13 protein-coding genes are annotated in these 12,836 nt (G+C 66.6%); 4 read left to right on the top strand and 9 right to left on the bottom strand.

What is annotated here, in order from left to right:
* Positions 1-7: 7 nt before the first annotated feature.
* The 3 genes from dctP to H6717_01050 all read left to right on the top strand — a co-directional run bounded on the left by dctP (position 8) and on the right by H6717_01050 (position 2,118).
* Positions 8-1,003 carry a TRAP transporter substrate-binding protein DctP gene (gene dctP, locus H6717_01060; protein MCB9575602.1) on the top strand — a complete coding sequence of 332 codons (996 nt, stop codon included), beginning with the start codon at positions 8-10 and terminating at the stop codon, positions 1,001-1,003.
* 103 nt (positions 1,004-1,106) lie between these two features.
* Positions 1,107-1,793, top strand: a complete 687-nt coding sequence (locus H6717_01055; GenBank protein MCB9575601.1) for a hypothetical protein — start codon at positions 1,107-1,109, stop codon at positions 1,791-1,793.
* A 46-nt stretch (positions 1,794-1,839) separates the two neighbouring features.
* Complete coding sequence (locus tag H6717_01050; GenBank protein ID MCB9575600.1) at positions 1,840-2,118, top strand: hypothetical protein; 279 nt, start codon at positions 1,840-1,842, stop codon at positions 2,116-2,118.
* Between the two features lie 12 nt (positions 2,119-2,130).
* On the opposite strand, the gene H6717_01045 is transcribed toward H6717_01050, so the two are convergent.
* The 3 genes from H6717_01045 to H6717_01035 form a co-directional block, all read right to left on the bottom strand.
* Positions 2,131-3,423: a hypothetical protein gene (locus H6717_01045; GenBank protein MCB9575599.1), complete on the bottom strand. Its 1,293-nt coding sequence runs from the start codon at positions 3,421-3,423 to the stop codon at positions 2,131-2,133.
* Positions 3,420-4,847: an OmpA family protein gene (locus H6717_01040; GenBank protein MCB9575598.1), complete on the bottom strand. Its 1,428-nt coding sequence runs from the start codon at positions 4,845-4,847 to the stop codon at positions 3,420-3,422. Before H6717_01040 ends, H6717_01045 begins: the two co-directional genes overlap by 4 nt.
* A gap of 113 nt (positions 4,848-4,960) precedes the next feature.
* A complete protein-coding gene (locus H6717_01035) occupies positions 4,961-6,028 on the bottom strand; it encodes a GGDEF domain-containing protein (GenBank protein MCB9575597.1) in 1,068 nt (355 codons plus the stop codon).
* Positions 6,029-6,621: 593 nt separating this feature from the next.
* On the opposite strand from H6717_01035, the gene H6717_01030 reads away from it, so the two are divergent.
* Positions 6,622-7,956, top strand: coding sequence for an FAD-dependent oxidoreductase (locus H6717_01030; protein MCB9575596.1), 1,335 nt, complete (start codon positions 6,622-6,624; stop codon positions 7,954-7,956).
* Here the strand turns inward: H6717_01030 and H6717_01025 are convergent, their stop codons facing one another.
* Genes H6717_01025 through H6717_01000 form a run of 6 tightly spaced genes read right to left on the bottom strand, consistent with a single transcriptional unit; the run spans position 7,957 to position 12,833 of the window.
* Entirely contained in the window at positions 7,957-8,301 is a 345-nt protein-coding gene (locus H6717_01025) for a 2Fe-2S iron-sulfur cluster binding domain-containing protein (protein ID MCB9575595.1), read from the bottom strand.
* Entirely contained in the window at positions 8,301-10,235 is a 1,935-nt protein-coding gene (gene hscA / locus H6717_01020; protein ID MCB9575594.1) for a Fe-S protein assembly chaperone HscA, read from the bottom strand. The genes H6717_01025 and hscA overlap by 1 nt, the downstream gene beginning before the upstream one ends.
* Positions 10,235-10,747, bottom strand: coding sequence for a Fe-S protein assembly co-chaperone HscB (gene hscB / locus H6717_01015; protein MCB9575593.1), 513 nt, complete (start codon positions 10,745-10,747; stop codon positions 10,235-10,237). The genes hscA and hscB overlap by 1 nt, the downstream gene beginning before the upstream one ends.
* Complete coding sequence (locus tag H6717_01010) at positions 10,744-11,133, bottom strand: iron-sulfur cluster assembly accessory protein (protein MCB9575592.1); 390 nt, start codon at positions 11,131-11,133, stop codon at positions 10,744-10,746. The genes hscB and H6717_01010 overlap by 4 nt, the downstream gene beginning before the upstream one ends.
* Before the next feature lie 29 nt (positions 11,134-11,162).
* Positions 11,163-11,594, bottom strand: a complete 432-nt coding sequence (iscU, locus tag H6717_01005; GenBank protein MCB9575591.1) for a Fe-S cluster assembly scaffold IscU — start codon at positions 11,592-11,594, stop codon at positions 11,163-11,165.
* A 15-nt stretch (positions 11,595-11,609) separates the two neighbouring features.
* The gene (locus H6717_01000) at positions 11,610-12,833 is read right to left on the bottom strand and encodes an IscS subfamily cysteine desulfurase (GenBank protein MCB9575590.1); all 1,224 of its coding nucleotides are present in this window, start codon (positions 12,831-12,833) and stop codon (positions 11,610-11,612) included.
* Positions 12,834-12,836: the final 3 nt, after the last annotated feature.

The following is a 12,836-nucleotide window of genomic DNA, read 5'->3' as shown; positions in this document are numbered from 1 at the left end:
CCCGCGTATGCGCTGGATCCTCGCCCTGCTGTCAAGCCTCGTCGTCGTGCTCGCGTGCCCCTTCGTCAGCGCGAAGCCCGAGCACTCGCTCCGCATTGCCACCTTGGCTCCGAAGAACTCCGCCTGGGGCAAGGTGTTCCGTACCTGGCAGAAGGCGGTGGACCAGAAGACCAAGGGACGCCTCTCGGTGGAGGTCTACTACAACGCCGTGCAAGGCGACGAAGACTCCATGGTCGGCAAGATGAAGACCGGCCAGATCGACGGCGCGGCGCTCACGTCCGTGGGTCTCTCGCGCATCGAACGGGACGTGTTGGTGCTTCAGCTCCCGGGCGTGGTGGACGATTGGGACGCGCTGGGCAAGGCGCGCAAGGCGGTGGGCTCGGAGCTCGAGAAGCGGTTCAAAGCGCAGGGCTTCACCCTGACCGGCTGGGGAGACGTAGGCCTGGTGCGACAGATGAGCAAAGGATTCGCCGTGCGGCGGCCGAGCGATCTGCGCGGAAAGAGCCCGGCGGTTTGGCGCAACGAACCGATGGGGCCGACGGTGTACACGAAGATCGGTGGTGTGGTGTCCGTTCCGGTGTCTCCCATGGAGGTGCTGCCGGCTTTGCGCGCGCACAAGATCAACGTCGTCAGTGCGCCGGCCCTCGCTGCAGAGCAGCTGCAGTGGACACCGTACCTCGATCACGTGGCAAGCCGTTCCAGTGTGTGCGCCATTGGGGGCAGCGTGATCCGCACCAAGGCGCTGGAAGCGCTGCCGGCAGACCTACGCAAGGTCCTGGATGACATGCAAGAGCGGCTGAACAAGGCCACCAAGAACCGGATTCGGCGGCTGGACGAGGCCGCGTACAAGCGGCTCACCAAGAAGATGAAGATCGTCGACCTGAGCCAGGACGACGTGAAGGCGTGGCGGAAGGTGCTGCTCCCGGCGGTGAAGCAGCTGAGCCAGGGCACGCTGGACAAGACTCTCGTGGAGAAGGTGCTCAAGGCCACGGGCAAGAGCTGATCGCCGCGTCGCGAGGGTGTGAACCGGCGTTATCGGCCCCGGGTATTCGGTCGGAGTATTTCGCGGCGACCCCGTGGCTCGACCCGTGCATTGGCGCGTCTCGATGCGAATCCTTCTCTTTCTCCTGACACTTTCCGTCGCTGCTCCTGCAGTCGCTCAAACCAAGCTCGAGGGGCTGGCCGGCGCAGGTCTATCCCTTCGACACACCACGTCGGCCAACCTGGCTGAGATTGCTGGGGCGGCGGGCTACTCCGACAAGAACGACGTGAGCCCTGGCTCCCTGGGCTTCGACATGCGCGCGGGCGTGCTCTTGCCCGTCGACCTGGAGCTCGATGCCACCGGTACCTTGGCCGCTGGGGGCCTCGCCCTGTCGGACATCGAACGGCGCTACTTCAGCTCCGAGCCGGAGACCGTCGGTTCTTCGCTCGCCGCGGGGGCGTACGGCAGCATTCGCTACGCGCCCGAGCTTTCGGACGGGCTGCGTCTGCTGGTCGGTCCCAGCGCTGGAGCGCAACGCTTGGCCGCGTCCTCGCCCGCGGGCAGCGCCCACCTGGATCTCCTGGGAGTGGGCCTGGACGCAGGGTTTCGGCTCCGCCTGCACCACATCTCGCGCGTGGTGGACGGCCACCTCGAGCTCCTGCTGAGCGGTCGCCGAGAGCTGCCCCTGGACGCCCACGCGCAAACGAGCGCCGATAACGTGCTGTTTTCCGGCACCAGCGGCAGCGCTCCGGCGATCTGGAGCTTTGGCCTGAGCGCACAGTACGTGTTTTCCTTCCACGCCAAGGACTGACGCCGAGAATTTCGCCGCCGCGGGCGGGCCCGACTACCATCGCGCGGTGTTCACGCGCCTCGGCCGCCGCGCCCTCGACGCCCTGGTGGTGGTGTTCGCGGTGCTCGGGTTTTGCTACGTGCCCCTGGGCAAGAAGACGGGGCTCGAGCACGCGAAGGCCATCTTTGCGACGGCGCCCGCGCGCGAAGCCGCGGCGGAGCTCTGGCAGGCTGCAGGCCGCGTACGGCGCACGATGTTCGGTCAAGAAACGCCGACCCCCGAACCGCCTCCGAACGCGCTCGTGGTAGACGCCGGCGCGCCCGACGCCAGCCAAGCCTGGCCCTGATTCGCCATCGGCTCAGGGCACCTGAATGCGGTGCACCACCACGGGCTGCCCGCTGCCGGCGTCCGCACCGTTCGTGATCACGTACACCAGGCTGGAGCTCTGCGGCGCATTGGTGGTCAGCGTGCAGGTTTCCTTGTAGCCGATAAAGGGCGAGATCACGTTGATGCCCACGGCGTCGGCCGGCGCCTTGTTGTAGAGCGTGCTGCCGGTCACGTTCGTCTGTCCGCTCACGGCGAGCAGCGTGGAGCTCGTGAGCAGGTCGCCCATCTCGCCCGTCCCTTGGCCACCGTTCAGCACCACGATGGTCCCGCCCGCCTTGGCGAACTGCGTCACCGTGTTCGTCCAGCTGGTGCCGATGTTGCCGAGCGCGCCTGCCGGAGCGTTGGGCTGGTCGTAGACCAAGAGCACGTCGTAGGCGAGGACGTTGAGGTCGCTCACCACCTTCGCGGGGTCCGTTACGGCGGTGATGGCGTAGGTGCGCCCCTTCGCCGAGGCCGCCCAGCCGATGGTCTGGTTCACCTTGTTCTTCACCGCCGGCGGCGTGTACTGCTCGTACGCCAAGATGCGCACGGGATCCTGCACCGGAATGAACACGGCATTGCCCAAGAGCACCGTTTGCGGCGAGTTCTGGAAGCTCTGCTGGTAGTCCATGCAGCCGACCACCACGTGACCGGGTAGCGCGCCCACGCATTGCCCCGCTTGGCAAATGCCGCTCGGACACTGATTGAAGCACTTGCCGCAGTTCAGCGGATCGCTGTTCAGATCCACGCACTGTCCGCCGCAGTTCACCAGCGGCGGAGTGCACAGCGGCACGCAGGCGTAGCCGCCGTCCACCGGCGAGCAGATGGGCGCAGCTCCGCTGCACACGGTGTCGCAATCGCCGCACTGGGTCGGCTTGTCGAAGGGCGGCTTGCAGGCGGAGCCGTCGTCTCCGCCGTCGGCGGGCGAGCCGTCCCCCGTCGTGCCGTCGTCGGAGTCGGCCCCGGTATCGCGATCCGGGTAGTGCCCGTCCCAGTACGGTGCGTCGCCGTCGACTTGGCCGTCCAGGGATGCGTCGCCGTCCACGGTGCCACCGTCCGGGCCGCCGCACACACCGGCGATACAGGCTACGCCGGCGGCGCACACGTGCCCGCAGCTGCCGCAGTTGCTTTCGTCCGCGCTCACGTCGAGGCACACCCCGCCGCAGGCGGTGAGCCCATCGACGCAATCGCCGCCCACCACTCCGCCGTCCGTACACGCGGACGCGAGGGCGAGACCAATGACGCTGGCCAGGAGCGCAGCACGGATTCGGCGGGCGAAGCTCATGACCCTCCTCCCTTCGAGCTTTCACCATCGGTAGCGTTCGGTCCACCCTGGTGCGTCACCTGCTTCACCTGGCGGGTGACCTTGAACTCCACGCGCCGATTCATGAACCAGGCGCGCTCGGATTTCTTGTCCACCAGCGGCACGCTGGAGCCGAAGCCCTTGGCGCTCAGCCGCTCCCGGGCAATGCCGCGAGAAATCAGGAATTCCATCACGGAGTTCGCTCGCCCCTGACTCAACTTCTCGTTGAACCACTCCGGCCCGCGCTCGTCCGTGTGTCCCTGTACCTCGATGTGCACGTAGGTGGGATTGTCTTCGATGAGCTTCCCCACGCGCTCCAGCAGCGCAAAGCTCGTCGGCCGGATCTTGGAGCTGTTGGTCCAGAAGTGGACCTTGTCGTCGAGCACGATCTTGTCGCCGACCACGCGCACCTGCTCGGCGTCCGGGCAGCCGTCGTCGTCGGCGTAGCCGTTCTTGGTTTCCTTTTCTTCCGGACATTGATCTTGCGCGTCCGGTACGCCGTCTTGGTCGTTGTCGAGCTCGGGGCAGCCGTCCTCGTCCTCGAAACCGTCCTTGTCCTCGGCTTCGTTCGGGCACTTGTCCTGCTTGTCGAGGATGCCGTCCTTGTCGTTGTCGCGATCCGGGCAGCCGTCCTCGTCCTCGAAGCCGTCCTTGTCCTCGGGATCGTTGGCGCACTGGTCGGTCTTGTCGGGAATTCCGTCCTTGTCGTTGTCGAGGTCCGGGCAGCCGTCCTCGTCCTGGAAGCCGTCCTTGTCCTCGGGGTCGTCCGGGCAAGAGTCGACGGAGTTCTTGATGCCGTCCTTGTCGCGATCGTCGTCGACCGGCGCCGCCGAAGGATCCAGCATCACGTGAACGCCCGCGAACAGCAGGTTCGCATCCGCCGGCCGCAGCTCGTCATTCGGCTGGAACACGTGGATCAGCCCCACCGTCGGGCCGACTCCCAGCCGCCCCTGGTCCAGCAGCAGATCCCAACCCGCGAACACGTCCACCATTGGCCGCGTCAGTCCACCGGTGTGCGCGCCGCCGGCCGCGGCGGAAAGCCACAGCCCCGCCGCGCTCGCCGCGTGCTCGCCATCCCAGCCGGCGATGAACGGCCGCACGCGCACGCCGACCCCGATCTGCCCGCTCGACGCAGAGCCCAACGGCTTCAGCTTCGGATCGCTGGGCGCATCGCCCTCGCTCATCCACAGGTAGCCGAGCTCCAACTGCAGCCCGAGGGCGCGCGTCAACCCGAGCTCCCCTGCCCCCAACCCGGCAAAGCCGAACCCGAGCTCGTCTTTCTGATGCCCACTCACGGCGTGCCCTGCCGCCGCCGTCCCATGGAGCCGCATCGTCTGAGCGCCCACGGGAAGAGCGACGAGAAGCACCAGCCCGGCTACCAAGCCGCTGAGTCCGAGTCGTCCCATACCCACGTGAATCGTCATCGTATCGGCCGCTTTCCGACGACCGCAAGAACGGCGATCTTCCAGGATTCTTTAGGGGGGCTGGTTGGTCCGGCGCGGCGGCCGGCAGGCTCCGGTCAGGCCTTGACCAGGCCGTTTCCGCCCGCGCGGAGCAGTCCGTAGAGCGCGTTGTCCGCCCGCGCCAGCCACGCGTCCGGCGTTTCGCCAGGCCCATGAATCGCCAGCGACACCGACACCGTCACACACACCATCTCGGATCCCAGCTCGATGGCGTTGCCGGCCACTTCCTTGCGCACCGCCTCGGCGCGGTCCTCCGTGATGTTGGGTCGGGAGTCCGGAACCAACACCGCGAAGCGCTCGCCCTCCAGCCGCGCCAACAGATCTTCCCGCCGCAAGAAGTGACGTACGAGCACGTCCGAGAGCGTGCGCATCAACGTGTCTGCGCGCTCTTGTCCGTGTTCGTCGAACAGACGATCGAACGCGTCCACGTGGACCAGCACCAGGATCGGCTCGCGATCCATCAGCAGACTGAGCTCCGTCACGCGCTCCAAATGGTCCATGAAGGCCGCGGAGTTGAACAGTCCCGTCACCTTGTCCTTCGTGGCCTGGTGACGTGCTGCCTCCAGCTGCTCTTGGAGCACTCGCACATGGGAGCGCAGTCGGTCGATCTGCTGTTCTTGGCGGCGCGCGCGGCTGTCGAGAGCCCGTTGCACCACACCGGCGACGGCCGTCGCCTCTCGCGCGATGCGATCCGGATCGCTCCCTCCCAGGGCGTCCATCAGGCCACCGAGGGCCGTACGCACTTCGCCGTCCTCGCGCCGATCTGCGCTGACGCCCGTGGTGACCGCGCGACCAAACTCGCTCACCGCCTCCCGCAGCGATGAAAGCGTGCGGGTGACGTAGGAGTGCTCCTCGGACCGCTCTTGTCCGACGAAACGCCGCACCCCGCGGTAGTCGCGGGCGCCTCCTGCCTCGTCCTCGCGATTGCCGATCAAGAGCTTCTGCGCCCAGCCGTCGTACTCGGCGCGGACGGCCTGACTGGATCGCTCCTCGCTTCCGATCGCGTTCTTGCCGATGCTTCGAAGGATCTGCGCGATGGTGTCGAGGGCGCTGTCCAGCTCATCCAGCGGCGGCGCGCTGGGGCGAACCGCCACCATCTCCGGTTTCGAGCGGCGAAATAGCATGCTGTGAGGGAAACGGCCCCAAGGCGGCTTCCTTGAATGGGGGCGGCAAACGCCGAATGTCCTGCACTGTTTCCGGGCGCGTGCGGCGCCGCCGCGCTGGGATTGGGATGTGTCGATCGGTCCGCTGTTCTACGAGCTTGGCGGGGAGCTGCGCCGTGCTCTGAGAACCAGGTCGCATCATTGCCTACACCGCTTCGTGCGGTTACCGCGGCGAGCCAACATCCAGCTGCATTCGTGACTGGTTTTGTTGGTCCAACGCGGAACCACTGTCCCCGAACGGCACTGCGGATCTGGGCCTCCGATTTCACATTTGAAAGGCGGCACTGGTGCCCCTGAACGGAAATCTTCGAAATCGGCACGGCATGGTGTATGCAGTTTCTCGGCTGTCATGCTGGGCACCATCCGAACCCGACATCTCGTCCTTCACGCGGGGTTGATCGTGAAGCTGTTCGGATTCCGCACATACGCCCGCTGCGTGGCCAACGCGCTGCTTCATCGCCAGCAGTGCACGTTCCTGGGCTCGCTGGGCCCGGCGTCGGAGCGCCCGGCTCCGCGCGAAAACGCAGCCCCGGCGGAGTAAGCTCTCCCGCGGGATGCGGGACGCAGACGTCGTCGTTGTCGGGGCCGGCATCGCGGGGCTCGTCGCAGCGCGCAGGCTCGCGGCGGCCGGCAAGAGCGTGGTCGTGCTCGAAGCGCGAGACCGCGTGGGCGGACGCACCTGGAGCGGGCAGCTCGAAGGCGCCGAGGTGGACTACGGCGGCGAGTGGATCGGTGCCGGGCAACCACGCATGTACGCGTTGCTGAAAGAGCTCGGACTGTCCACGTTTCCGACCTTCGACACCGGCAAGAAGATCCTCGAGATGCGCGGTCGGATCTCGACCTATTCCGGAACCATTCCTTGGATGGCGCCATGGAAGCTCGCGCAGATGCAGGCGGCCATCTGGAGCATCGACGCGCTCGCGCGGCGGCTGGATCCGGTCGAGCCCTGGAGCCATCCGCGGGCAGCCGCGTGGGACGCGACCACTCTGGATGCAATGCGACGCAGGCTGATGTGGAGCGCGGACGCACGCGCAGCGATGGACGCCGCCATGCGCACCATCTTCGGCGCGGAATCCGGCGAGCTCTCGCTGTTCCACGCCCTCGCCTACGTACGCTCGGCGGGCAGTCTCGAGAAGCTCATCTCCACTGAAGGCGGCTTCCAACATGATCGCATCGTCGGTGGGGCGCAGGCTGTGTCCCTGGCGCTGGCGAAGGAGCTCCGCGTCGTCCTGGAGGCGCCGGTGACGTCCATCGCCCAAGATGGTGACGGCGTGATCGTGAAATCAGTTGGCGGCGAGGTGCGAGCGTCGCGCGTGGTCGTCGCGGTGCCCGTTCCCCTCGGGGCCCGCATCGCATTTTCGCCCCGCCTGCCCGCGTTACGGGAGCAGCTGACGCAGCGCGCGCCCATGGGCGCCGCAGTCAAGTGTTTTGCCCGCTACGAGCGCCCGTTCTGGCGCGAGCGTGGCCTCAGCGGTGAAGCCGCCAGCGGCGACGGCCCCATTTCCGTGACCTTCGATCAATCGAGCGCGGACGGCTCCGCCGCCTGTCTCCTCGCCTTCGTGGGCGGAGCGCCGGCGAGGAGCTGGCATCGCATCGATTCGGCAGAGCGAAGGCGCCTGATCCTGTCGAAGCTCGCGCGCTATTTCGGCGACGAGGCGAAGCGGCCGATGGCGTACGTCGAGACGGACTGGTGCACGGAGCAGTACAGCGGGGGAGGCCCCATCGCTCTGTTTCCCCCTGGCAGCCTGAGCGTCCACGGCGCGGCGCTGCGCGCTCCCGTAGGACGCATCCACTGGGCGGGGTCGGAGACCGCCCGCGCCTGTATGGGCTTCATGGAAGGCGCCGTGGAATCCGGCGAGCGGGCTGCGGAAGAAGTGCGGGTCGCGTAGTCACTCCGGCCGCGGAACGTCCGGGTGCTCGTTGTAGTAGGCGTCCAGGCTCTCCTTGGAGATGCGCACGGCGACCTCGCCGTCTTTCTCTATGCGCGCTTGGCAGCCGAGGCGGGAGTTCTCTCGGACGTCGAAGGCCTTGTCCAAGATGTCCTCTTCGTCTTCGCTGGCCTCCGCTAGGAGCTCGAGGCCGGTGTCCACGTACACGTGACACGTGGAGCAGGCGCACACGCCACCACACGCGTCCCCTTCCGGCGCGCCGATCTTCTTGGACGCTGAGAGGATGCTGGTCCCCACCGGCACCTCCACCTCCACACCCTGATCGATGAACTTCACCCGCGGCATCAGTGTCGCTCCTCACGCGCGCGCGCGTGGTCTTCCACGTGGGCGTCCACGCCTTTGGCGTGTTCCACCTTCTCTCGCACGCTGTCCACGCCCTTGCCGGCAATGGCGCTCTGGATCGCGCGGTTCATGCGCCGCCCGGCCCACTCGTGGGTCGCGTCGTCCAGCGCGTCGATGCACAGCTGCACCCGCGCGGCCTTCTTCGCCGTGTCGATCGCTTCTCGGAGATCTGCCATCGCCTTCTCCACGCGCTCGCCCTCGCCGGCCTCCAGCAGATCCGCGTCCGCGGCGATGGCCTTCCTGGTGGCGAGCAAGATGCGCTCCGCCTCCACCCGGGCGTCCGCCAGGCGCCGCGCTTCGAAGTCTTCCTCGCCGTGGTCCAAGGCGTCGAGCAGCATGTCCTCCACCTGCTCGTCCGTCAGGCCGTAGCTGGGCTGCACCTCCACGTGCTGCGTGATGCCGGTGGTCATCTCGCGCGCCTCCACTTTCAGGAGGTTGTTCTCGTCCACGAAGAACTCCACCTCCAGGCGCGCCATCCCTGCCGGCATCGGCGGAATGCCCTTCAGGCCGAAGCGCGCGAGGGATCGACAGTCCGACGCCAGCTCCCGCTCGCCCTGCACCACGTGAATGTCGAAGCCCGTCTGGTTATCGGCGTACGTCGTGAACACGCTCTTGGCACCCGCCGGGATCGTGGTGTTGCGCGGCAGGATCTTGTCCACGCCGCCGCCCATGGTTTCCACGCCGAGGGACAGCGGCAACACGTCCAAGAGCAGCACCTCGTCGCTGGAGGTGGCGAGCAGCTCGGCCTGGATCGCCGCGCCGTAGGCCACGACGAGATCCGGATCGATGTCCCCGAGGGGCTCTTTGCCGAACACCTCGGCGACGTAGCTTCGCACCCGGGGCACTCGCGTCGAGCCACCCACCAGGATCACGCCATCCAGCTGCTCTGCAGCGAGCTCCGCGTCGCGCAGCGCTCTCCGACAAGCGCGGCCGGTCCGATCCAGCAGCGGCAAGATGAGCTGGTCGAAGTGCTCGCGGGTGATGACGTATTCGGCGGCGCCGCCCCCGCGCTTCGGGAGCTCGACCTGCACCTCGGGGCGATCCGTGAGGGCGTGCTTGGCCTGCCGCGCTGCGCTGAGCGCAATGCCGATGACCTCGGGCGTGCGATCCGCCGGCTCCGCGAAGCCCATGGCGGAGAGCATCTCCTCGGCGATCAGGCGATCCATGTCGTCCCCGCCGAGGGCGCTGTCCCCGCCCGTGCTCTTTACCTGGAACACGCCGTCGTCGAGCATCAAGATGGTGATGTCGAAGGTGCCGCCGCCCAGGTCGTACACGGCGAAGAGGCCGTTGTCCTTCTTTTCCAGACCGTAGGCCAGCGCCGCGGCGGTGGGCTCGTTCAGCAGACGCAGCACTTCCAAGCCGGCGAGACGGCCGGCGTCCTTGGTGGCCTGGCGCTGGGCATCGTCGAAGTAGGCGGGCACGGTGACCACCGCACCGCCCACGGCGCCGAGCTGATCCATCGCGCTCTGCCGCAGGCTCTTCAAGATCTCCGCGCTCACTTCCACCGGCGTGACCTCCGCCACGCCCACGTCGAAGCGCACGACCTTGGCGTCGTCTTCCGTCTTCGGGGGCACGAAGCGATAAGTCCCGAGGCGCGCGGTCTGCGCGTCCGACGCGCCGCGTCCCATGAAGCGCTTGGCGGAAGCGATGGTCCGCTCCGGATGGCGCGTGGCGTAGCTCTTGGCGGCCTCGCCGACCACGATGTTCCGGTGATCCCCGTAATACACCACGCTCGGCAGGAGCGGCGTGCCGTCACACGTGGTCAGCGCCGCGGGCCGTTCGTCCTTCACGGTGGCCACTATCGAATGCGTGGTTCCCAGATCGATGCCGATGGCTTTCGGCGGCGCCTTGGGGTCGAAGATATCGAGCAGGACCATCAGAAAATCTCGTCCTCGATGGCGGCCGCTTCATCCAAGAAGCGCCGCAGGTAGCGGAGCTCGCCCAGCTGGCGCACGGCCGCGGCGGCATCCTTGGCGGCCAGGGCGGTCCCGAGCGACTGCTCCGTCTTCTGAAAGCGATCGCGCATGGTGCCGGCGAGCTTCTCCAACAGCGCGGGGTCGCGCTTCTGGCGCGCCTCCGCCAGGCTCTCGCGCTGCTCCATCATGTCCATCAGCAGCTCGGGATCCGGCTTGGGCTCGTTCGTCTCTCCCACCGGCGTGCCGCTGAGCGTGAGCAGCGCTTCCGCACGGCGAATGGGGTCTTTGAGCACGCGCCAGGCTTCGTTCACCTCTATCGCGCGCCCGAGCGCTTGTCGCCGCTCGCCCGCCGGTCTTCCGACGTAGCGGTCCGGGTGAAGCTCGCGCGAAAGCTCCCGGTGCCGCCGTTCGAGCACGGCGAGATCGAGATCGAACGCCGGTTCGACCCCGAGGGTGGAAAACGGGTCGCTCACTTCACGGTGAAGGAGTGGCCGCAGCCGCAGCTCGAGGCTTCGTTCGGGTTCCGGAACTTGAAACCCTGGAACATCAACGTGCGCTCGTAGTCGAGCAAGGAGCCGGCGAGGTAAATCAGGCTCTTCTTGTCCACGATGAAGCGCACGCCTTCGATGTCGTACACGCGATCGCGCTCGCGCGGCGGATCATCCTCGAACTGAATCACGTAGCTGAAGCCGGAACAGCCGCCGCCCTTGATACCCAAGCGAATCGCCGCATCGGGCGTGCCCCGCTTGGCGAGCTTCTCCTTCGCAAACGCGACGGCACCATCGCTGATGCGCATGCCGAGCTTGTCGGCGGGGATCTGGGGCTCTCGGGTTTCGGTGGTCACGGTGGCTGCTTCCATGGGATCTCGTCGCGGACGCGCCGCGCTCCTCAGGTCTGGGCGGACTCTCCAGCGGCCTCGGGCTGCGCCAGTGCTTCGCGGGCGGCCTTCTTCTTGCGGTAATCCTCGATTGCGCTCTTGATGGCGTCTTCCGCCAACACGGAGCAGTGGATCTTCACCGGCGGCAGGCTCAGCTCTTCGGCAATCTGGCTGTTCTTGATCTGCTCCGCCTCGTCCACGTTCTTGCCCTTGATCCACTCCGTGGCCAGGGAAGAAGACGCGATGGCCGAGCCGCAGCCGAAGGTCTTGAACTTGGCGTCTTCGATCACGCCATCTTCACTGACCTTGATCTGCAAGCGCATGACGTCGCCGCAAGCCGGCGCTCCCACGAGCCCCGTGCCCACCGAAGGGTCTTCCTTGTCGAGCGTGCCGACGTTCTTCGGGTTCTCGTAGTGCTCGATGACCTTGTTGCTGTACGCCATGGTTCCTTTCCTTTGTCAGTGTGCTGCCCACTGAATGGACTTGATGTCGACGCCGTCCTTGTACATCTCGTACAGGGGCGACATGTCGCGGAGCTTCTTCACCTTGGAGACGACGAGGTCCGCCACGAAATCCACTTCTTCTTCGGTGTTGAAGCGACCGAGGCCGAAGCGAATGCTGGAGTGCGCCAGGTCTTCGTCCAGCCCCATGGAGCGCAGCACGTAGCTGGGCTCCAGGCTGGCGCTGGTGCAGGCGGAGCCGCTGGAAACGGCTACGTCTTTGATGGCCATCATCAGGCCCTCGCCCTCCACGAAAGAGAACGAGAGGTTCAGGTTCCCGACCAAGCGCTTTTCCGGGTGGCCGTTGAGCACGACCATGTCGAGCTCCTTTTCGATCTTCTGCTGCAGGCTGTCGCGCAGCTTCTTGATGCGGGCGGCATCTTCCGCGCCTTCGTCGATCAGGATCCGCGCAGCCTTGGCGAAACCCACGATGCCGGGCACGTTGAGCGTGCCGGAGCGCATGCCGCGCTCGTGGCCACCGCCGTCCATCTGCGCCACCAGCCGCACGCGCGGCTTGCTGCGGCGCACGTACAGCGCCCCCACGCCTTTGGGTCCGTAGATCTTGTGCGCCGTGATGGACGCCAGGTCCACGTTCATCTCTTTGACGTTGAACGGCGTCTTGCCCACGCCCTGCACCGCGTCGCAGTGCAACAGGATGCCGCGCTCCCGCGTGATCTTGCCAATCTCGGCGATGGGCTGAATGGTGCCCACCTCGTTGTTGGCGAGCATCACGGTCACCAGGATGGTCTTGTCCGTGATGGCGTTCTTCACGTCGTCCGGATCGACGATGCCGTCCTTGCCCACGGCCAGGTAGGTGACCTGATAGCCCTGCTTCTCCAGGCGCTTGCACGAATCCAGCACGGCCTTGTGCTCGATCTGCGTGGTGATGATGTGATTGCCGCGGCTCTGGTAGTACTCGGCAACACCCTTGATCGCGAGGTTGTCGCTCTCCGTGGCACCGGAGGTGAACACGATTTCCTTGCTGGAATCCGCGCCGATGAACGCTGCCAGCGTATCTCGAGCGTCGTCCACCGCGGCTTCCGCTTCCCAGCCAAAGCGATGCGTGCGGCTCGCCGCGTTGCCGAAGTCCTGCGTGAAATACGGCAGCATCGCCTCCAGCACGCGCGGGTCGACCGGCGTGGTGGCGTGGTAATCCATGTAAACGGGAAGCTTGAGGGCCATTTC

The organism is Polyangiaceae bacterium, assembly GCA_020633235.1.
Taxonomy (GTDB): Bacteria; Myxococcota_A; Polyangia; order Polyangiales; family Polyangiaceae; genus JACKEA01.
This window is presented reverse-complemented; position numbering and strand designations above follow the sequence as displayed.